21 protein-coding genes are annotated in these 19,384 nt (G+C 67.5%); all 21 read left to right on the plus strand.

Features of this window, described 5'->3' with window-relative positions:
* Nucleotides 1-245: 245 nt before the first annotated feature.
* The 21 genes from LGR54_RS07485 (at nt 246) to LGR54_RS07585 (ending at nt 19,074) form a co-directional block, all read left to right on the plus strand.
* Nucleotides 246-1,382 (plus strand): mannitol dehydrogenase family protein, encoded by a 1,137-nt coding sequence (locus LGR54_RS07485; RefSeq protein ID WP_230361317.1) that lies wholly within the window; start codon nt 246-248, stop codon nt 1,380-1,382.
* A complete protein-coding gene (locus LGR54_RS07490) occupies nt 1,379-2,062 on the plus strand; it encodes an amino acid ABC transporter permease (protein WP_214009454.1) in 684 nt (227 codons plus the stop codon). The genes LGR54_RS07485 and LGR54_RS07490 overlap by 4 nt, the downstream gene beginning before the upstream one ends.
* A gap of 10 nt (nt 2,063-2,072) precedes the next feature.
* Nucleotides 2,073-2,726, plus strand: a complete 654-nt coding sequence (locus LGR54_RS07495; RefSeq protein WP_230361318.1) for an amino acid ABC transporter permease — start codon at nt 2,073-2,075, stop codon at nt 2,724-2,726.
* Entirely contained in the window at nt 2,710-3,438 is a 729-nt protein-coding gene (locus tag LGR54_RS07500) for an amino acid ABC transporter ATP-binding protein (RefSeq protein WP_214009452.1), read from the plus strand. Before LGR54_RS07495 ends, LGR54_RS07500 begins: the two co-directional genes overlap by 17 nt.
* A 63-nt stretch (nt 3,439-3,501) precedes the next feature.
* Nucleotides 3,502-4,302: a transporter substrate-binding domain-containing protein gene (locus tag LGR54_RS07505; RefSeq protein WP_230361319.1), complete on the plus strand. Its 801-nt coding sequence runs from the start codon at nt 3,502-3,504 to the stop codon at nt 4,300-4,302.
* Between the two features lie 98 nt (nt 4,303-4,400).
* On the plus strand, nt 4,401-5,411 hold the full coding sequence (locus LGR54_RS07510; RefSeq protein WP_230361320.1) for a zinc-binding alcohol dehydrogenase family protein: 1,011 nt from the start codon (nt 4,401-4,403) through the stop codon (nt 5,409-5,411).
* Between the two features lie 45 nt (nt 5,412-5,456).
* On the plus strand, nt 5,457-6,980 hold the full coding sequence (locus LGR54_RS07515; RefSeq protein WP_230361321.1) for a UxaA family hydrolase: 1,524 nt from the start codon (nt 5,457-5,459) through the stop codon (nt 6,978-6,980).
* Between the two features lie 90 nt (nt 6,981-7,070).
* Nucleotides 7,071-7,427: a winged helix-turn-helix domain-containing protein gene (locus tag LGR54_RS07520; RefSeq protein ID WP_230361501.1), complete on the plus strand. Its 357-nt coding sequence runs from the start codon at nt 7,071-7,073 to the stop codon at nt 7,425-7,427.
* Between the two features lie 145 nt (nt 7,428-7,572).
* Nucleotides 7,573-7,986, plus strand: a complete 414-nt coding sequence (locus LGR54_RS07525; RefSeq protein WP_230361322.1) for a VOC family protein — start codon at nt 7,573-7,575, stop codon at nt 7,984-7,986.
* A gap of 12 nt (nt 7,987-7,998) precedes the next feature.
* Nucleotides 7,999-9,084, plus strand: coding sequence for an exo-alpha-sialidase (locus tag LGR54_RS07530; RefSeq protein ID WP_230361323.1), 1,086 nt, complete (start codon nt 7,999-8,001; stop codon nt 9,082-9,084).
* 112 nt (nt 9,085-9,196) lie between these two features.
* Nucleotides 9,197-9,517, plus strand: a complete 321-nt coding sequence (locus LGR54_RS07535) for a MoaD/ThiS family protein (protein WP_230361324.1) — start codon at nt 9,197-9,199, stop codon at nt 9,515-9,517.
* A gap of 25 nt (nt 9,518-9,542) precedes the next feature.
* A complete protein-coding gene (locus LGR54_RS07540) occupies nt 9,543-9,914 on the plus strand; it encodes a YciI family protein (protein ID WP_230361325.1) in 372 nt (123 codons plus the stop codon).
* Nucleotides 9,914-11,173 (plus strand): RNA polymerase sigma factor, encoded by a 1,260-nt coding sequence (locus tag LGR54_RS07545; RefSeq protein WP_230361326.1) that lies wholly within the window; start codon nt 9,914-9,916, stop codon nt 11,171-11,173. Before LGR54_RS07540 ends, LGR54_RS07545 begins: the two co-directional genes overlap by 1 nt.
* 230 nt (nt 11,174-11,403) lie before the next feature.
* Nucleotides 11,404-12,552, plus strand: a complete 1,149-nt coding sequence (locus LGR54_RS07550) for a transporter substrate-binding domain-containing protein (protein WP_370638155.1) — start codon at nt 11,404-11,406, stop codon at nt 12,550-12,552.
* On the plus strand, nt 12,552-13,208 hold the full coding sequence (locus LGR54_RS07555; RefSeq protein WP_230361327.1) for an ANTAR domain-containing response regulator: 657 nt from the start codon (nt 12,552-12,554) through the stop codon (nt 13,206-13,208). The genes LGR54_RS07550 and LGR54_RS07555 overlap by 1 nt, the downstream gene beginning before the upstream one ends.
* A 19-nt stretch (nt 13,209-13,227) precedes the next feature.
* Nucleotides 13,228-14,478 carry an urea ABC transporter substrate-binding protein gene (locus LGR54_RS07560; protein WP_230361328.1) on the plus strand — a complete coding sequence of 417 codons (1,251 nt, stop codon included), beginning with the start codon at nt 13,228-13,230 and terminating at the stop codon, nt 14,476-14,478.
* A 159-nt stretch (nt 14,479-14,637) separates the two neighbouring features.
* Nucleotides 14,638-15,510, plus strand: a complete 873-nt coding sequence (locus tag LGR54_RS07565; RefSeq protein WP_230361329.1) for a branched-chain amino acid ABC transporter permease — start codon at nt 14,638-14,640, stop codon at nt 15,508-15,510.
* Between the two features lie 19 nt (nt 15,511-15,529).
* Nucleotides 15,530-16,594 carry a branched-chain amino acid ABC transporter permease gene (locus LGR54_RS07570; RefSeq protein WP_230361330.1) on the plus strand — a complete coding sequence of 355 codons (1,065 nt, stop codon included), beginning with the start codon at nt 15,530-15,532 and terminating at the stop codon, nt 16,592-16,594.
* A complete protein-coding gene (locus tag LGR54_RS07575; protein ID WP_230361331.1) occupies nt 16,594-17,349 on the plus strand; it encodes an ABC transporter ATP-binding protein in 756 nt (251 codons plus the stop codon). Before LGR54_RS07570 ends, LGR54_RS07575 begins: the two co-directional genes overlap by 1 nt.
* Entirely contained in the window at nt 17,342-18,055 is a 714-nt protein-coding gene (locus tag LGR54_RS07580) for an ABC transporter ATP-binding protein (protein ID WP_230361332.1), read from the plus strand. The genes LGR54_RS07575 and LGR54_RS07580 overlap by 8 nt, the downstream gene beginning before the upstream one ends.
* A 29-nt stretch (nt 18,056-18,084) precedes the next feature.
* Entirely contained in the window at nt 18,085-19,074 is a 990-nt protein-coding gene (locus tag LGR54_RS07585) for an acetamidase/formamidase family protein (RefSeq protein WP_230361333.1), read from the plus strand.
* Nucleotides 19,075-19,384 lie beyond the last annotated feature (310 nt).

Raw genomic sequence — 19,384 nt, forward strand, 5'->3', positions numbered from 1 at the left:
TTCCCCAAGCGCCACTCTGTCGGTGACGCTGTTTTTTCTACATTAAAAACAGATTGACACGCCGCGTCCAGCGTGGATTTTATACATAAGAAACAAGAACAATAATAAGCTAGGGTGAGGAAATACGCGATGTGGCGCGCAAGCGGCTGCAATAAACTCCTTTGTCTTCAATATATTGAGCCGCGCGACGCCGTCTGCTCCTCTAGGGCGGCGCTTGTCGGCGGCATGCTGGGAGCTCGCCGTTCGTGAGCACGCGTATCGTTCAGTTCGGCACCAGCCGTTTCCTCCAGGCGCATGTCGACCTCTTCGTCCATGAGGCGCGCGAGGCCGGGCAGGACATCGGCCCCATCGCCGTGGTGCAAGCCTCCGGCTCGGCGGCCCGCGCCGGGCGCGTCTCCGCCTTCGGACGCCCGGAAGGCTATCCGGTGATCATCCGCGGCATGGTCGACGGCGCCCCTGTCGAGCGCGAGGTGACGGTACGGGCCGTCGATCGTGGCCTGTCGGCCGCTACCGACTGGACGGCGCTGACCGCCCTTTTCGCCGGCGAGGCCGGGCTGGTCGTCTCGAACATGGGCGACGCCGGCTACGTGATCGCCGACGCGGATCGCGGCCCGGCCCTGCTGGTCGGCGGCGTTCCCGCCTCCTTCCCCGGCAAGCTCACCGCCCTGCTCCACCATCGCTGGACCCAGGGCGGCGCGCCGATCACGGTGCTGCCCTGCGAGCTGATCAATCGCAATGGCGAGGTGCTGAAGGCGGCGGTGAAGGAGCTCGCAACGGCGGGCGGCGCGCCGGCGGCCTTCTCCGACTGGCTCGACGCCAAGGTGATCTTCGGCAACACGCTGGTCGACCGCATCGTCTCCGAGCCCATCGAGCCGGTCGGCGCCGTCGCCGAGCCTTATGCGCTGTGGGCGATCGAGGCGCAGCCGGGTCTCACCCTGCCCTTCTCGCATCCCGATGTCGTGCTCACCGACGATCTCGAACCTTTCGAGCGGCTGAAGCTGCACATTCTCAATCTCGGCCACACCTTCCTCGCCGACATCTGGGCCCGCGAAGGCCGCCCCGCGGCTGAGACGGTGCGCGCCATCCTCGCCGACGACGCCATCCGCACCCGGCTCGATGCGCTCTATGCCGACGAGGTCGTGCCCGGCTTCGCTGCGCGGGACATGGAGAGCGAGGCGCAGGCCTATGTCGCCGTCACGCTCGACCGCTTCCGCAACCCCTTCCTCGACCATCGCATCGCCGACATCGCCCAGAACCACACGGTGAAGGTCGAGCGGCGCGTGAAGGCCTTCCTCGACTGGATCGCCGGCCGTCCGGGCGCTCCCGCGACGCCTGTGCTCGACGCGCTGGTCGCCCGGCAGGCCGACGGAGTGGCGGCATGACCTATCAGTTCGACTTCTCCGCGCTCTGGGCGTTCTGGCCGGAGTTCCTGCAGGGCGCCTGGCTGACGCTACAACTCTCGGCGGTCTCCACCGTGCTCGGCTTCGTGCTCGGCACGCTGTGCGCCATTGGCCGCTCCGACGGTCCGCCCTGGGTGAAGTTCCTGGTGGCGAGCTATGTCGAGGTGATCCGCAACACTCCGCTGCTGGTGCAGGTGTTCATCGTCTATTTCGGCATCGCCACGCTGGGCATCAAGGTGTCCGCCAACGCGGCGGCGGTGATCGCGCTGGTGGTGAATGTCGGCGCCTATACCTGCGAGATCGTGCGCGCCGGCCTCGAATCCGTGCACAAGTCGCAGCTGGAAGCCGCCGACTGCCTCGGCCTGTCCAAGCCGCAGATCTACTGGCACGTGATCATCCGCCCGGCGATCGAGCGCGTCTATCCGGCGCTCACCAGCCAGTACGTGCTGCTGATGCTGGCCTCATCGATCACCTCACAGATCTCGGCGGAAGAGCTGACGGCGGTCGCCAACCGCATCCAGTCCGACACCTTCCGCTCCTTCGAGACCTACATCGTCGTCGGCATCATCTATCTCGCTTTGTCTTTCGTGGTGCGCATCGCGCTGTGGCTGTTCGGCCTCGTCGTCTTCGTGCGCAAGCGCAAGCTCGGCACGGCGCTGTGAGGGTCTGATCATGCCGAGTTTCAGCCTCGTACACCTCGAATTCCTCGGTTGGGCGGCCATGTGGACGCTCGGCCTGTCCGCCATCGCCTTCATCGGCGGCGGTCTCGTCGGCTTCGCCGTCGCCCTGATGCGCATCTCGTCGGTCCACTGGGTGCGCTACGCCGCGATCGCCTACATCCAGGTGGTGCAGGGCACGCCGCTGCTGATCCTGCTGTTCCTGATCTATTTCGGCATCGCCATCGTCGGCTTCCAGGAAGTGCCGGCGATCATCGCCGCCGGCATCGGCCTGACCATCTATTCGTCCGGCTTCCTCGCCGAGATCTGGCGCGGCTGCCTGCAATCGGTGCCGAAGACCCAGTGGGAGGCCGCCGAGTGCCTCGCCCTCACCCCCTGGCAGCGCATGACGCGGGTGATCCTGCCGCAGGCGATGCGCATCGCCACGCCGCCGACGGTCGGTTTCCTCGTCCAGATCGTCAAGAACACCTCGCTGGCCTCGGTGGTCGGCTTCGTCGAGCTCGCCCAGGCCGGCAAGCTCATCAACAACTCGATCTTCGAGCCCTTCACCGTCTTCATGGTCGTGGCGGCGATCTATTTCGCGATCTGCTTCCCGCTCTCGACCTGGAGCCGGCGGCTGGAAAGGAAGCTCAATGTCAGCCGTCGTTAAACTCTCGAACGTTCACAAGAGCTTCGGCACTAACAAGGTGCTGGACGGCGTCTCCTTCGAGGTCGGCCGCGGCGAGGTTGCCGCCGTCATCGGTCAGTCCGGCTCGGGTAAGTCGACGGCGCTGCGCTGCATCAACGCGCTGGAGACCATCGACGGCGGCACCATCGACGTGTGCGGCCATGCGGTACACGACGCCAAGCTCGACCGCCGCTCGCTGCGCCGCGACGTCGGCATCGTGTTCCAGAGCTACAACCTGTTCCCGCACCTCACCGCCGAGCAGAACATCATGCTGGCACCGAGCTGCGTGAAGAAGGTGTCCAAGTCCGAGGCGCGCGACCTCGCCCATGACGTGCTGCGCCGGGTCGGCCTCGCCGAGAAGGCCGGGCACTTTCCCGAACAGTTGTCCGGCGGCCAGCAGCAGCGCGTCGCCATCGCCCGCTCGCTCGCCATGCAGCCCAAGCTGATGCTGTTCGACGAGGTCACCTCGGCGCTCGACCCGCAGCTCACCGGCGAAGTGCTGAAGGTCATGGAAGACCTCGCGCGCGGCGGCATGACGATGATCCTCGTCACCCATGAAATGGCCTTCGCCCGCAAGGTCGCGAGCCAGGTCGTCTACATGCACAAGGGCAAGGTCTGGGAAACCGGCCCCGGCTCCATGCTGGACAGCCCGAAGACCGCCGAGCTCGCCGACTTCGTCGGCAGCGGTCTCTGAGAACCACCACGCCAGAACAGCTTCAATCGCGCAGAACCGCTCAATATCCCAGGGAGGGAAACCATGAACCGCCGTACATTCCTTGCCGCTTCCGCGCTCGCCGGCCTTACCGGCTCCTTCGCCCTGCCGCTCGCGGCGCAGGCCGACACGCTCGACGAGATCAAGAAGCGCGGCAAGCTGCTGGTCGCCATCGACCTCGGCTCGCCGCCCTTCGGCCTCACCGACGCGCAGATGCAGCCGACCGGCTCCGATGTCGAGAGCGCCAGGCTGCTCGCCGCCGATCTCGGCGTGCCGCTGGAGATCGTGCAGGTCACCAGCCCGAACCGCGTGCCCTTCCTGCTCACCGGCAAGGCCGACATCGTGATGGCCTCCTTCTCGGTGAACGAGGAGCGCAAGAAGGTCATCGACTTCTCCGACGCCTATGGCGTGATCGAGATCGCCATCGCCGCGCCGAAGGGCACCGCGATCAAGACCATCGACGGCCTCAAGGGCCTGCGCATCGGCACCACCCGCGGCTCGACCAACGACAAGGAAGTCACCTCGCAGATCAAGAACGCCGAGATCGTCCGCTATGACGACGACGCGACGCTGATCACCGCGCTGGTCTCCGGCCAGGTCGACATCATGGGCTCCTCGCCGCAGGTGATGAAGGCGGTCAACCAGCGTCGCCCGAACGACCCGCTCGAGACCAAGATCATCCTGAAGACCAACCCCTACGCCATCGGCCTGCGCAAGAACGAGGACGCGCTGCGCGCCCGTCTCAACGAGTGGATCGCCAAGGATCTCGCCAACGGCAAGCTCCGCGAGGTGTTCCTCAAGTACAACGGCTCGCCGCTGCCGCAGACCCTGCCCCCGACCATGTGACGAGCCTCCCGACTGCGGCCCGGCGACCCGGGCGACGCGCTCTCCGAGCCGGGCCGCATCTTCTTCTCGAAGCCTCCTGCTGTGGAAAGCATTCTGCGATGAAAGCCCTGATCTGCGATGAACCCGGCCGCCTGTCGATCATCAGCCGCCCCGAGCCGGTGCCGGCTGCGGGCGAGGCGCTGATCCGCATCCGCCGCGTCGGCATCTGCGGCACCGATTTCCACATCTATCAGGGCAAGCACCCCTTCCTCGAATACCCGCGCGTGATGGGCCACGAGCTCTCCGGCACGGTGGAGAGCGCGCCCGAAGGCAGCGGCCTGGCCAAGGGCCAGAACGTCTACATCGTGCCGTATCTGTCCTGCGGCACCTGCCACGCCTGCCGCAAGGGCGTGAACAATGCCTGCATGAACATCAACGTGCTCGGCGTGCATCGCGACGGCGGCATGGCGGAGTTCCTCTGCGTGCCGGTCGGTAATGTCGTGCCGGCGGGTTCCGCCTCCATCGACGAGGCAGCGATGATCGAATTCCTCGCCATCGGCGCCCATGGCGTGAAGCGCGGCGGCATCACCGCTGACGATCGCGTGCTGGTGGTCGGCTCCGGCCCGATCGGCATGTCCGCGATCATCTTCGCCAAGGCGCGCGGCGCGCACGTCACGGTAATGGACCTGCGCGAGGACCGCATCGCCTTCACCATCAACGAGCTCGGCGCCGACCAGATGCTGATCGCCGACGCGCAGGCGGAAGAGACCGCCAAGCGCCTGACCGGCGGCGACTTCTTCGACGTCGTCATCGACGCCACCGGCAATGCGGCGGCGATGCAGCGCGGCTTCGGCTTCCTCGCCCATGCCGGCCGCTATGTGCTGGTGAGTGTGGTGCGCACCGACATTACCTTCTCCGACCCGGAATTCCACAAGCGCGAGGCGACGCTGTTCGCCAGCCGCAACGCCCAGGCCGACGACTTCGCCGAGGTGGTCAGGCAGATGGAAGCCGGCAAGGTGCCGACCAAGGCGCTGAACACCCATCGTGGTCCGCTGAGCGAAGGCCCGAAGCTGTTCGACGCCTGGCTGAAACCGGAAGCCGGCGTGATCAAGGCGATCCTCGAAGTCTGAACCTCTCGCAGCCTGAACGCTTGAAGTCCTTGGAAGTCTGAAGCCATGAGCGCCCCGCGCATCCTGCGTCTCAACGACGCCGACAATGTCATCATCGCGGTCGACAAGATCGCCGCGGGCGCGGAGCTGCCCGACGGCGTCGCTGCCGGCCGGATGATCCCCAAGGGCCACAAGGTCGCCTCGCGCCCGATCCCCCAGGGCGAGGCGATCCGCAAGTTCGGCCAGGTCATCGGCTTCGCCAAGGACGACATCCCGGCGGGGGAATGGGTGCACGAGCACAATGTCGTGCTGCACGATTTCGAGCGCGACTACGCCTTCGCCACCGAGGCGAAGGCCGATACCGGCCTGCGGCCCGGCGAAGAACCCGCCACCTTCCAGGGTTTCCGCCGCGCCGACGGACGGGTGGGTACGCGCAACTATATCGGCATCCTGTCGTCGGTGAACTGCTCGGCGACGGTGGCGGACTTCATCGCCGACGCCGTCACCCGTTCCGGCGTGCTCGCTGACTACCCGAACATCGACGGCGTCGTCGCCTTCACCCACGGCACCGGCTGCGGCATGGCCTCCAAGGGCGAGGAATTCGACATCCTCGCCCGTACCCAATGGGGCTATGCCAGCCATCCGAACTTCGCGTCGATCCTGGTGGTGGGCCTCGGCTGCGAGGTGTTCCAGATCCCGCGGATGATGAAGGAATACGGCATCGTCGAGGGGCCGCGTTTCCAGACCCTGACCATCCAGGAGAGCGGCGGCACCCGCAAGTCGATCGAGACTGGCGTCAGCAAAATCAAGGAGATGCTGGCGCACGCCAACGCCTCCGTGCGCGAGACCGTGCCGGCCTCCGAGCTGGTGCTGGCGCTGCAATGCGGCGGCTCGGACGGCTATTCCGGCCTCACCGCCAACCCGGCACTGGGCGCGGCGGTCGACCTTTTGGTGCGCCATGGCGGCACCGCCATCCTGTCGGAAACGCCGGAGATCTTCGGCGCCGAGCATCTGCTCACCCGCCGCGCCGAGAGCGAGGAAGTCGGTCGCAAGATCGTCGATCTCATTGATTGGTGGACGGAATATGCCGCCCGCACCGGCGGCGAGCTCAACAACAACCCCTCCCCCGGTAACAAGGCGGGCGGGCTCACCACCATCCTGGAGAAGTCGCTCGGCGCGGTGGCCAAGGGCGGCACCTCGACCCTGCGCGGCGTCTACCGCTATGCCGAGAAGATCGACCGGCGGGGTTTCGTCTACATGGATACCCCCGGCTATGACCCGGTCGCCGCGACCGGTCAGGTGGCCGGTGGGGCCAATATGCTGTGCTTCACCACCGGGCGCGGCTCGGCCTATGGCTGCAAGCCGACCCCCTCGGTGAAGCTCGCCACCAACTCCGACCTCTTCGCCCGGATGGAAGAGGACATGGACATCAATTGCGGCGACATCATCGACGGCGTCTCCATCGAGGAGAAGGGCCGGGAGATCTTCCAGCTGGTGCTGGACATCGCCTCCGGCACCCGCTCGAAATCGGAGCTGCTCGGCTATGGCCGCAACGAGTTCGTGCCCTGGCAGCTCGGCGCGGTGATGTAGCGGAGCGACGGGAGCGCGGCGGCGGGAATTGACGCCGCCGCTTTCGCGGGCATGCTGTCCGGCGACCTTCTCGACCAGCACCCGGATTCCATGGCCTCGCTCTCCATCCGCATCGATCTCGATTCCGAAGGCCGCATCGGGCCGGGCAAGATCGCGCTGCTCGAAGCCATCGCCCGCACCGGCTCGATCTCGGCGGCCGGGCGGGCGATGGAGATGTCCTACCGGCGCGCCTGGGACCTCGTCGACGAACTCGGCCGGATCTTCGGCACGCCGGTCGTCCTCTCGCAGACCGGCGGCAAGCATGGCGGCGGCGCCCGGCTGACCCCGTTCGGCACCGAGCTCGTCGAGCGCTACCGGCAGATCGAGGAACTGGCCGCCGCCGCCGCGCGCGCCCATCTCGACGCGCTACAGGCGCATGCCGCGCCGCCCCCGCCGGATGCCGGCTGAGCGCCACCGCGCGCCCGACGACGAATCTTGCGAAAAATTCCTGCCGTGATGTCGGGTTACGCTGCGCCCGTTCGTCCTCGCGTCATCGGTGCCGGCCGGAAGGGCCGAAGCGCCGGCGCAAGAGGATCGACCAGGGAGCGAAATCATGAACGTGCAGGCTTATCTGATGTTCAACGGCCGCACCGAAGAGGCCATCGACTTCTACAAGAAGGCCGTCGGCGCCGAAGTCACCGCGCTGATGCGCTTCAGCGACGCGCCGGAGCCGCCGCCGCCCGACATGGTCCCGGAGGGCTGGGGCGCCAAGATCATGCATTCCAGCTTCAAGGTCGGCGACGCCGAGCTGATGGCCTCCGACGGCTGCCAGTCCGACGGCGCGGCGTTCGCCGGCATCTCGCTGGCGCTGTCGGTCAAGTCCCCCGAGGAGGCGCAGGCGAAATTCGCCGCGCTTTCCGATGGCGGCAAGGTGACCATGCCGCTCGCCAAGACCTTCTTCTCGCCCGCCTTCGGCACGCTGACCGATCGTTTCGGCGTGTCGTGGATGATCGTCACCAACGAGTAGCGGGAGGGTGCCATGGGCAAGCAGGTCTTCCTCCTGGTCGGCACCCGCAAGGGCGCGTTCATCCTCGCGAGCGACGCCTCGCGCCGCTCCTGGGAGGTGCGCGGCCCGTTCTGCGAGACGTGGCCGACCAACCATGTCGTCGCCGATCCGGCGAGCGGCACCGTCTATGCCGGCGGCGGCAATGAGTGGTTCGGCCCGGCGGTGTGGAAGTCCACCGACTTCGGCGCCAGCTGGACGCACTCGAGCCAGGGCCTCGCCTATGAGGCCGGACAGCAGCCGGTGAAGGCGGTGTGGAGCCTCGCCGCCGGCGAGGATGGCAGCCTCTATGCCGGCGTCGAGCCGGCCGGGCTGTTCCGCAGCACCGATGGCGGCGAAAGCTGGACGCATGTCGACGGGTTGCAGAAGCATCCGACGCGGCCGGAATGGAACCCCGGCGGCGCCGGGCTGATCCTGCACTCGCTGGTGCTCGATCCCGCCGACCGCGACAGGATCTGGGTCGGCATCTCCGCCGCCGGCGTGTTCGCCACCGAGAATGGCGGCGCGAGCTGGGAGACCCGCAATCGCGGTACCCGTGCCGACTACATGCCGGAGGGACAGAACTATCCCGAATTCGGCCAGTGCGTGCACTGCCTCGTCAAGGCGCCGGGCGAGGGCGGGCGGCTCTACCAGCAGAACCATTGCGGCATGTACCGCTCCGACGATGGCGGCCGGCGATGGGAGAGCATCGAGACCGGCCTGCCCTCCTCCTTCGGCTTCCCGGCCGCCGCGCATCCGCGCGACCCGGACAGCCTCTATCTCATCCCGCTGAACGGCGACATCAAGGGCCGCTTCATGCCGGAGGGCAATACCGCCGTGTGGCGCACCCGCGACGCCGGGCGGAGCTGGCAGGCCATGCGCACGGGCCTGCCGCAGGGCGGCGCCTATTTCAACGTGTTGCGCCAGGCGATGGCGACCGACACCATGGAGCCGGCCGGGGTGTATTTCGGCACCAATGCCGGCGGGCTCTATGCCAGCATCGACGAGGGCGAAAGCTGGGACTGCGTCGCGCCGCACCTTCCCACCATCACCTCGGTGGAGACGCTGGTGATCGAGCGCTAGAGCATGCCCGGTGAATCACGGTTCACCGGGCATGCTCCAGATTGTTGTTCTGACGCATTTTCTTCACGCGAACCGGTACCCGCTTCGCTCGAAAATGCTCACGGAGGCTCGGATGGGCGAGGACGCGCTGCGGGAACGACCGGACGAAGCGTCGGCACCGCTGCCGGCCCCGGTGTTGGTGCGCCTGCCGGCGCATCTCATCGTGCTGTTTCCCGGCGCCGAGCGGCTGGTGTCGCTCCGCGCCGGCAACGTCGCGGAGCTGATGGACGGGCTCGACGCCCGCTGGCCGGGCATGCGCGAGCGGCTCTGCGACGAGACCCCGGCGATCCGCCGGCACATCAACGTGTTCGTCGACGGGCGCCGCGCCCGGCTGTCGACGCCGCTCGCCCCCGGCGCGGACGTCTTCGTGATCACCGCGATCAGCGGTGGCTGACCCCCGGCAAACCGAAAGGCAGCCCATGTTCTACGCCCTACTTTGCTACCATCAGGAAGACGTCGTCTGCGCCTGGACCAAGGAGGAGGACGAGGCGGTGATGCGCAAGCTCGCCGTCGTGCAGGAGCGCCTCGCCAAGGAGGGCCGGCTCGGCCCGGTGGCGCGGCTGCTGCCGACCACCGCCGCCACCACGCTGCGCAAGGACCAGGACCCACCGCTGGTGCTCGACGGCCCGTTCGCCGAGACCAAGGAGCAGTTGCTCGGCTTCTATCTGCTCGACTGCGCCGACCTCGAGGAAGCGCTCGGCATCGCCCGCGAGCTCGGCGCCGCCAATCCGGGCGGCTCCTACGAGATCCGCCCGGTCGGCCTGTTCGTCGACGGCGGCGCGAGGCCGTGATGGACGAGGCGCGCTGGATCGGCACCACCCTTGCCGCCGCGCGCCCGCAGGCGCTCGCCGCGCTGCTGCGCTATTTCCGCGACCTCGACCTCGCCGAGGAGGCGTACCAGGAGGCGTGCCTGCGGGCGCTGCGGACCTGGCCGCAGAACGGCCCGCCGCGCGATGCCGCCGCCTGGCTGGTGTTCGTCGGCCGTAACGTCGCGCTCGATTCGGTGCGCCGCCGGGCGAAGCAGACCGAGCTGCCGCCGGAGGACCTGCTCTCCGACACCGGTGACGCCGAGGCGGAGATCGCTGAGCGGCTGGACGGCGCGGATTACCGTGACGACGTGCTGCGGCTGCTGTTCATCTGCTGCCACCCGGACCTGCCGGCGACGCAGCAGATCGCGCTGGCGCTGCGCATCGTCTCCGGCCTCAGCGTGAAGCAGATCGCCCGCGCTTTCCTGGTCGGCGAGGCGGCGATGGAGCAGCGCATCACCCGCGCCAAGGCGCGCATCGGCCGTGCCCAGGCAAACGGCACCGGCGTGCCGTTCGAGTCGCCGGGCGCGGTGGAGCGCGCCGCGCGGCTCGGCGCGGTGGCGGCGATGATCTACCTCGTGTTCAACGAGGGTTATTCCGCCGCCGGTGACACCTCCGGCGCCCGCGAGCCGCTATGCGAGGAGGCGATCCGCCTTGCCCGCCTGCTGCTGCGGCTGTTCCCCGCCGAACCGGAGATCATGGGGCTCGCCGCGCTCATGCTGCTGCAGCACGCCCGCGCCGGCACCCGGTTCGACGCCGACGGCGCGCCGGTGCTGCTCGACCGGCAGGATCGCGGCCTGTGGAACCGGCCGATGATCGCCGAGGGGCTCGCTTTGCTCGACAAGGCGATGCGTCACCGCCAGCCCGGCCCCTACCAGGTGCAGGCGGCGATCGCCGCGCTGCATGCGCGGGCGCCGACACCGGAGGAGACCGACTGGGCGCAGATCGACCTGCTCTACGGCACGCTGGAGATCATGCAGCCCTCGCCGGTGGTGACGCTCAACCGCGCTGTGGCGGTCGCCAAGCTGCGCGGGCCGGAGGCGGCGCTCGCCATGGTCGAGCCGCTCGGCGACAAGCTGGCCGGCTATTTCCACTATCACGGCCTGCGCGGCGCGCTGCTGATGCAGCTCGGCCGGACGCGGGAAGCCCGCGACGGCTTCATGACCGCGATCGGCCTCGCCGGCACCGCGGCGGAGGCGGCGCACATACGCAGCCATCTCGACGGGCTGCGCGACGCCCCATAGGCCGGGCGGGGAAAATTGTGCAACGGATGTTCCCGAGAGGAAAACCGCTTGACAAAAAGGCGACTTCACGCGAGCCTAAGAAACGAGCGACGGGCAAGGATGCCTAATGTCGCGGCAATTTGGTGAACATTTCCAACGACGGCGCCCGTCTTGAGGCGCTGCGGGTTGGTGGCAAAGGCGCCCACGGTCAATCGACCGGCGGGCGCTTTTTGTTTTGGTCGGAGCGCAGAGTGTCGAAGCACTACCGCATAGGGGTCATGTTCTCGACCACGGGACCCTACAGCGTCGTTCCGCATTCCATGCTGAACGGGGCGCTGCTGGCGGTTGCCGAGCAGGCGGCGCCCGGCGTCACCATCGAGCCGGTGGTGGTCAATCCGGGCGGCGAGCTCACGCGCTATGCCGAGCTCAGCCGCGACTTGCTGCAATCCGGCATCCGCCACGTGGTCGGCTGCTACACCTCCTCCAGCCGCAAGGAGGTGATCCCCTATTTCGAGAAGCACGACGCGCTGCTGTGGTACCCCTCGCATTACGAGGGCTTCGAGAGCTCCAACAACGTCATCTACACCGGCGCCTCGCCGAACCAGCACGTGCTGCCGCTGGTCGATCACATGCTCGCCCATGTCGGGTCGAGCGCCTTCTGCATCGGCTCCAACTACATCTGGGCGTGGGAGAACACCCGCATCTTCCGCGAGGCGATGATGGCGCGCGGCGCGCGGGTGCTGGCCGAGCGTTACGTGCCGGTCGGCGACACCGAGTTCGACCAGGTGGTCGAGGCGATCCTCGAGGCGCGGCCGAGCTTCGTGTTCAACAACCTCATCGGCACCAGCAACTACGCGTTCTTCCGCGCTTTCCGCGCCGCCTGCCTCGCCCGCGGCATCGACCAGCCGCGCATCATCCCGGTCGCGAGCTGCACGCTGTCGGAGCCGGAGCTGGAAGAGATCGGCGCCGAGGCGGTGGACGGGCACCTGAGCTCCAGCGTGTACTTCTCCTCGCTCTCATCGCCGGCCAGCCTCGCCTTCACCCGCGCCTATCGCGAGCGGTTTCCGGGCGGCCCGTCCTCCTCGGCCGACGCCGAGGCCTCCTATATCGCGATGAAGCTGCTGATCCTGGCGCTGGCGGATGCAGGCACCGACGATGTCGAGGCGGTGAAGGACGCGGCGACGCGCCAGCATCTCCTCGCCCCGCAGGGCGAGGTGCGCATCGACCCGCAGACGCTGCACGCCTATCTCACGCCGCGCATCGGCATCTCCACCGCCGCCGCCCGCTTCGACGTCCTCGTCGAGGCCCCCGGCCCGGTGCGACCGGACCCCTATCTCGTGCAGTCTTCGCCGCGCTATGCAGTCGCTCCCCGCAACACGTCGCTGAAGGTGGTGAAGTGATGGCTCCTCGACTGCTCCAGAACTTCAATGGCGGCCGGGCGCATATCGTCACGTCCAACCCCACCGCCGTCGAGGCGCTGCACGTCACGCTCGGCAAGCTCGGGGTGAGCGCCTGCTTTCCCGCTTTGATCGACGGGCGCGCCGACCTCGACCCCGCGACGCTACAAGCTGAGCGCGACATCCTGTTCGTCGACGGCGACCTCGACAACCCGCTCGCCCTCGACATCGACGCCGGCTCGCGCCAGCCGCCGGTGCCGGTGATCGGCCTTGTCGGCGTCGAGGCGCCGAGCCGGCTGAAGCACCTAGTCAATCTCGGGGCGACGGCGTTCCTGCGCAAGCCGGTGCAGGGCGGCGCGGTCTACACCGCCCTGTTCCTCGGTATCAACCAGTTCCTGTTGCGCGGCGACCTCCGGGCGCGGCTCGACGACATGGATCGCCGCCGGCGCGGACGCCGCGCGGTGGTGAAGGCCATCATCGCCCACATGCAGGATGCGGGCGTCGATGACGACGAAGCCTATGAATGTCTTCGCCGCGAAAGCATGCGCTCGCGGCAGAGCCTCGAAGACTATTGCGAAGCCTTCATGAAGAAGCGGGCCGGCATTCACGGCCAGACGACGCAACCGCGCCTCATCGGACGAAGCGCGGAAAGAAGATAACCTTTCACAGGAGAGTAAGATGACTGGGAAGACCATGCGGGGGCTGCGTGCCGCAGCCCTCTCGGGGACGCTTTTGCTCGGCGTCGCCCACAGCTTCACGCCCGCCCTGGCCGCCGATCCGATCAAGCTCGGTGTGCTCGAGGATCAGTCCGGCGACTTCGCCGCCGCCACCATCGGCAAGGTGCACGCCATCCAGCTCGCCGCCGACGAGATCAACAAGGCCGGCGGCATCGACGGCCGCCCGCTGGAACTGGTGATCTACGACACCCAGTCCGACAACACCCGCTACCAGGAGTTCATGCGCCGTGTGCTCCAGCGCGACAAGGTCGACGCGGTGTTCGCCGGCTTCTCATCGGCCTCGCGCGAGGCCTACCGCCCGATTGTCAACCAGTTCGACGGGCTCGCCTTCTACAACAACCAGTATGAGGGCGGCGTCTGCGACGCCAACATGATCGTCACCGGCGCGGTGCCCGAGCAGCAGTTCTCCACCCTCATCCCGTGGATGATGGAGAAGTACGGCAAGAAGGTCTACACGCTCGCCGCCGACTATAATTTCGGCCAGATCTCCGCCGAATGGGTGCGCAACATCGTCAAGGAGCACGGCGGCGAGATGGTCGGCGAGGACTTCATCCCGCTTGGCGTGTCGCAGTTCTCGCAGAACATCCAGAACATCCAGAAGGCCAAGCCCGACTTCGTGGTGACGCTGCTGGTCGGCACCGCGCAGGCCTCCTATTACGAGCAGGCCGCTGCCGCCAGCGTGAACCTGCCGATGGCCTCCTCGGTGAATGTCGGCCAGGGCTATGAGCACAAGCGGTTCAAGCCGCCGTCGCTCAAGGACATGTACGTCACCACCAACTACATCGAGGAAGTCGATACCCCGGCCTCCAAGGCGTTCTTCGCCAAGTTCAAGGCGAAGTTCCCCGACGAGCCCTATGTCAACCAGGAAGCCGAGAACTCCTACCTCGCCGTCTATCTCTACAAGCAGATGGTGGAGCGGGCGAAGTCGACCAAGCGCGACGACCTGCGCAAGGAGATCGCCAAGGGCGACGTCTGCATGGACGCGCCGGAAGGCAAGGTCTGCCTCGATCCCAAGAGCCAGCACATGTCGCACACCATCTACCTGGCGAAGGTGGGCGAGGATCACTCGATCTCCTTCCCGAAGGTCTGGCAGGACATCAAGCCGTACTGGCTGGGCGAAGCCGGCTGCGACCTGACCAAGAGCGACCCGAGCGCGCAGTACACGCCCTCGAACCCGCCGCCGAAGCCCTGATAGCGGCGGCTCCGACGACAGCACTTCGGGCCTGACCGGTTCCCCGGTCCGGCCCGCCCTCTCGCGCGGCGGCGTCCCCTTGTCCGTCGCGCCCGTTGCCCCGGCCGACCCCCTCAAGCCGGGGCAACCCTTTCCTTCCAGCACAAGGCCGCTTCGCCGATGGATGTCGGAACCCTCGCCTTCTCCGCGCTCTACCAGTTCGGCGACGCCTTCGCCTTCCTGGTGCTGTCCGCCTGCGGGCTCGCCGTCATCTTCGGGATGATGGGCGTGATCAACCTCGCCCATGGCGAATTCATCATGTGCGGTGCCTATGTCACCGTCTCCGCCGCTCATGCCGGCCTGCCGCTGCCGCTGGCCATCGTGCTGGGCGCCCTGGTCGCCGGCATGGTCGGCGCGCTGGTGGAGATCGTCGTGGTCCGGCATCTCTACGACCGGCCACTCGACACCATCGTCGCCACCTGGGGCCTCAGCCTGATCGGCACCCAGGGCACGCTGATCCTGCTCGGCTCCACCATGGCCGGCGTCGGCACGCCGTTCGGCAGCTTCCAGGTCGGCGCCTATTCCTATTCGCTCTACCGCCTCGTGCTGTTCGTCATGGCCGTGGTGGTGCTCGCCGGGCTCTACGCGCTGTTCAACTGGACGCGCTTCGGCGTCATGGCCCGCGCCACCATCCAGGTGCCGCACATGGCGGCGGCGCTCGGCGTCGACACCCGCCGCGTCTACAGCCTCACCTTCGCGCTGGGCGCCGGCCTCGCCGGCCTCGCCGGCGGGCTCTACGCGCCGACCATGACGCTGGTGCCGACCATGGGCACCACCTTCATCATGGAAGCCTTCGTCACCGTGGTGGTCGGCGGCGCCGACGTCTTCCTCGGCACCGCGCCGGCGGCGGCGCTGCTCGCCGTGGTGAAGGCCACCATGACCTCCTGGTACGGCCAGCTCTTCGGCCAGATCGGCCTGCTGGTGGCCGTCATCGTCGTCATCCGGGTGCTGCCGCGCGGCATTTCCGGCTTCCTTCTGCGCGAGCGCGCCTGAGCGGGAACACGAGACACACATGAACGCGCTTACCCGCTTCCTCCGCCGCCTCGAAGGGCCGCAGACGCTGGGACGCGGCCCGCTCTTCTGGGCCGGCTTCCTCGTCACGCTCGCCGCCGCCTGCGCCTATCCGCTGTTCTCGGACGGCTACACGGTCGGCAACACGGTGTATTTCTTCACCTGGATCTTCATGGCGCTCGGCCTCTGCCTGATCTGGGGCTATGGCGGCTCGCTGAGCTTCGGGCAGACCGCCTTCTTCGGCATCGCCGGCTACAGCTACGGCATCCTCACCATCAATTTCGGCGCCGCCTACGGCTTCACCTTCGTGGCGCTGGTGTTCGCGGTGGCGGTCGCGGCGCTGTTCGCGGCGCTGCTCGGCTACTTCCTGTTCTTCGGGCGGATCTCCGGCGTGTTCCTCGGCATCGTCACTTTGTCGGTGACGCTGGTGCTGGAGCGCTTCATGGCGCAGACCGCCGGCCCGGAATGGCGCATCGGCGCCGCCCGGCTCAACGGCTTCAACGGCATGAGCAACATGCCACCGCTCACCTTGCCCTGGCCCGGCGGCGACATCGTGCTGTTCCCCGACGTCGAGCTCTATTACGTCGTGCTCGCCATGCTGGTCGTCGTCTATCTCGGCCTGCGCATCCTGGTGAACTCGCCGTTCGGCAACGTGCTGGTCGCCATCCGCGAGAATCCCGAGCGCGCCGAGATGCTCGGCTACGACATCCGCAAGTACCAGCTCGGTACCTTCGTCATCGGCGCGGCGCTGGCCGGCCTGTCGGGCGTGCTCTACACCAGCTGGGGCCAGTACATCACGCCGTCCAGCATGGGCATGACCGCCGCCGCTTTGCCCATCGTCTGGGTCGCGGTCGGCGGACGCTCCGACCTCACCACGACGCTGATCGGCACCGTCACCGTGCTCGCGGTGTTCCAGGCGCTCACCATCCACGGCAGCCAGTACGCGCTGGTGGTGATGGGCGTGATGCTGGTGCTCACCGTGCTGCTGGCGCCGAGCGGCCTCATCTTTGCGCTCGCCAGGCTCGTTGCTCGTCCCTTCACTAAACGCCTGCCGGGAGACGCGTGATGCCGCTGATCGAGACCCGGGCCCTCAACAAGCGCTTCGGCGGCCTGCACGTCACCAACAATGTCGACCTCGCGCTGGAGACCGGCGAGGTGCACTGCCTCATCGGGCCGAACGGCGCCGGCAAGTCGACGCTGTTCCGGCTGATCCTCGGCGAACACCTGCCGAGCTCGGGGGCCATCCTGTTCGCCGGCGAGGACATCACCGCGCTCAAATCCTTCCAGCGCATCCGCCGCGGCATGAGCGTGAAGTTCCAGGTGCCCGGCATCTTCAAGGCGCTGAGCGTGCGGCAGAACCTCGAAATCGCGATGCAGCACCATTACGAGCCCGCGCATCTCGCCGAGGAGATCGACAAGCTGCTCGCCTTCCTCAACCTCGCCGCCGATGCCGGCCGACTCGCCGGCAATCTCAGCCATGGCCAGAAGCAGTGGCTGGAGATCGGCATGGCGATCAGCCTCAAGCCGCGCCTGCTGCTGCTCGACGAGCCGACCGCCGGCATGTCGCCGGAGGAGACCCACGCCACCGGCGAGATGATCCAGCGCCTCAACGCCGACGGTATGACGGTGCTGGCGGTGGAGCACGACATGGCCTTCGTACGGCAGGTCGCCCACAAGGTCACGGTGCTGCATCTCGGCAAGGTTTTTGCTCAAGGCTCGATCGACGACATCGTCGCCAATGAGGACGTCGCCGCGATCTATCTCGGCCAGACGACGGCTCACGCGACGGCCCATCAGCAGCCGGGAGGGCTCCATGCGTAAGGAAGTCATGCTCTCCACCCTCGGCCTCCGGGCCGGCTATGGCGGCAAGCCGGTGCTGCAGGGCCTCGACCTCGAAGTGCGCGAGGGCGAGATCGTCGCGGTGATCGGCCGCAACGGCGTCGGCAAGTCGACGCTGATGAAGAGCCTGATCGGCCTCGTCCCCACCATGGACGGCTCCATCGTCTATCAGGGCAGCAAGGTCGAAGGGCTCTCCGCCTTCAAGCGGGCGCGGCTCGGCATCGGCTACGTGCCGCAGGGCCGCGACGTGTTCCCGCGCCTCACCGTGGGCGAGAACATCGCGGTCGGCGGCCTGCGGGCCGGCGGCGTCTCCGAGGCCGACCGCAAGCGGGTGCTCGGCTACTTCCCGATCCTGGAGGAGCGCTGGGGCCAGCGCGCCGGCACCATGTCCGGCGGCCAGCAGCAGCAGCTCGCCATCGGCCGGGTGCTGGTCGCCAACCCGTCGTTGATCCTGCTCGACGAGCCCTCCGAGGGCATCCAGCCGAACATCGTGCAGGACATCGCCCGCATCATGGTCCAGCTCAACAAGGACACCGGGGTCACCGTCGTCCTCGTCGAGCAGAACATCGACATGATCCGGGCGATGGCCCAGCGCTGCTACGTCATGGACAAGGGCCGCATCGTCGCCGCGCTCGGGCGCGAGGAGCTCGCCGACGGCGAGGCCATGCGCCGCCATCTCGCCGTCTAACCGAGACAGCCACTTTCAAGGAGAACAGCATGTCCTGGCTCGAAAACTCCATCATGGCGCGCAAGGGCCTTGCCAAGGGCAAGGAAGGCGCGCTCCACACCCTCACCGAGGCGGAGCAGGGTACCTACCACTATGTCTACGGCCCCTATGTCGACCCGGTGCTGAAGGTCCAGCCCGGCGCGGTGGTCGCCGCCGAGACGCACGACGCCTTCGAGGGCAAGATCAAGCACGAGACCGACAACCCGCTCGAGATCCTGAACTTCCCCTATCTCAACCCGCAGAACGGCCCGATCTTCGTCGAGGGCGCGGAAAAGGGCGACACGCTCGCCGTCCACATCCGCAGCATCGTCCCGCGCGGCGAACAGCCGGTCGGCACCACGCTGATCATGCCGGATTTCGGCGGCCTGGTGCCGACCAAGGACACGGCGATGCTCAACGCGCCGCTGCCGATCAAGGTCAAGAAGCTGCATGTCGACGCCGAGACCGGCACCAGGTGGAGCGACAAGCTCACCCTGCCCTATGTGCCGTTCATCGGCACCATCGGCACCTCGCCGGAGATCGAGGCGATCACCTCGCTGCAGCCGGACTATTACGGCGGCAACATGGACCTGCCGGACGTTGGCGTCGACGCGGTGATCTACCTGCCGGTGAACACCAAGGGCGGCCTGCTCTATCTCGGCGACTGCCACGCCACCCAGGGCGACGGCGAATTGTGCGGCGTAGCGCTGGAGCACCCGACCGTCACCACGATCCAGATCGACCTGATCAAGGGCTGGACCATCCACACGCCGCGACTGGAGACCAAGGACTTCATCATGTCCATCGGCTCCACCCGCCCGATGGAGGACGCCACCCGCATGGCCTATCGCGACCTGATCCGCTGGATGGCCGCCGATTTCGGCTTCGACGAGATCGAGGCCTACATGCTGCTGACCCAGTGCGGCCGCGTGCGCCTGGGCAACATGGTGGACCCCAAATACACGATGGGCGCCTCGATCCTGAAGTCGTATCTCGGCTGAGGAGCGACGGCCGAGCGACCTGCTCGCTCTCCCCGCACCGAACTCGGCTGTTGCCGAGTTCGGCCTCCGGCCAGATCAAAACCGGACGCGTCCGATTTTGCTGGAGAGGGGTGGGGTAAGGGGTCTTCTTCGGCTCCCAATGTCGTCGCCACTCACCGACCCGCTTCGCGGGCCGCCTCTCCGCCGAGGCCGGATGTTTCCGGCTTCGGCCTTGCCGGAACCGAACTCGGCAACAGCCGCGTTCGGGTGGGGAGAGGAAAAGCGTCTCAACAGATTGCCCAAAACCACGGCGCGCGCCCCCCCGCGACAC

It is taken from the genome of Ancylobacter sp. Lp-2 (assembly GCF_020523795.1).
Taxonomy (GTDB): Bacteria; Pseudomonadota; Alphaproteobacteria; order Rhizobiales; family Xanthobacteraceae; genus Ancylobacter.

Bases quoted from the DNA above. Each gene is read 5' to 3' on its own strand.
- LGR54_RS07490 (WP_214009454.1), top strand. From the start codon at position 1,379: ATGACCTATCAGTTCGACTTCTCCGCGCTCTGGGCGTTCTGGCCGGAG.
- LGR54_RS07495 (WP_230361318.1), top strand. From the start codon at position 2,073: ATGCCGAGTTTCAGCCTCGTACACCTCGAATTCCTCGGTTGGGCGGCC.
- LGR54_RS07500 (WP_214009452.1), top strand. From the start codon at position 2,710: ATGTCAGCCGTCGTTAAACTCTCGAACGTTCACAAGAGCTTCGGCACT.
- LGR54_RS07505 (WP_230361319.1), top strand. From the start codon at position 3,502: ATGAACCGCCGTACATTCCTTGCCGCTTCCGCGCTCGCCGGCCTTACC.
- LGR54_RS07510 (WP_230361320.1), top strand. From the start codon at position 4,401: ATGAAAGCCCTGATCTGCGATGAACCCGGCCGCCTGTCGATCATCAGC.
- LGR54_RS07515 (WP_230361321.1), top strand. From the start codon at position 5,457: ATGAGCGCCCCGCGCATCCTGCGTCTCAACGACGCCGACAATGTCATC.
- LGR54_RS07520 (WP_230361501.1), top strand. From the start codon at position 7,071: ATGGCCTCGCTCTCCATCCGCATCGATCTCGATTCCGAAGGCCGCATC.
- LGR54_RS07525 (WP_230361322.1), top strand. From the start codon at position 7,573: ATGAACGTGCAGGCTTATCTGATGTTCAACGGCCGCACCGAAGAGGCC.
- LGR54_RS07530 (WP_230361323.1), top strand. From the start codon at position 7,999: ATGGGCAAGCAGGTCTTCCTCCTGGTCGGCACCCGCAAGGGCGCGTTC.
- LGR54_RS07535 (WP_230361324.1), top strand. From the start codon at position 9,197: ATGGGCGAGGACGCGCTGCGGGAACGACCGGACGAAGCGTCGGCACCG.
- LGR54_RS07540 (WP_230361325.1), top strand. From the start codon at position 9,543: ATGTTCTACGCCCTACTTTGCTACCATCAGGAAGACGTCGTCTGCGCC.
- LGR54_RS07545 (WP_230361326.1), top strand. From the start codon at position 9,914: ATGGACGAGGCGCGCTGGATCGGCACCACCCTTGCCGCCGCGCGCCCG.
- LGR54_RS07555 (WP_230361327.1), top strand. From the start codon at position 12,552: ATGGCTCCTCGACTGCTCCAGAACTTCAATGGCGGCCGGGCGCATATC.
- LGR54_RS07560 (WP_230361328.1), top strand. From the start codon at position 13,228: ATGACTGGGAAGACCATGCGGGGGCTGCGTGCCGCAGCCCTCTCGGGG.
- LGR54_RS07565 (WP_230361329.1), top strand. From the start codon at position 14,638: ATGGATGTCGGAACCCTCGCCTTCTCCGCGCTCTACCAGTTCGGCGAC.
- LGR54_RS07570 (WP_230361330.1), top strand. From the start codon at position 15,530: ATGAACGCGCTTACCCGCTTCCTCCGCCGCCTCGAAGGGCCGCAGACG.
- LGR54_RS07575 (WP_230361331.1), top strand. From the start codon at position 16,594: ATGCCGCTGATCGAGACCCGGGCCCTCAACAAGCGCTTCGGCGGCCTG.
- LGR54_RS07580 (WP_230361332.1), top strand. From the start codon at position 17,342: ATGCGTAAGGAAGTCATGCTCTCCACCCTCGGCCTCCGGGCCGGCTAT.
- LGR54_RS07585 (WP_230361333.1), top strand. From the start codon at position 18,085: ATGTCCTGGCTCGAAAACTCCATCATGGCGCGCAAGGGCCTTGCCAAG.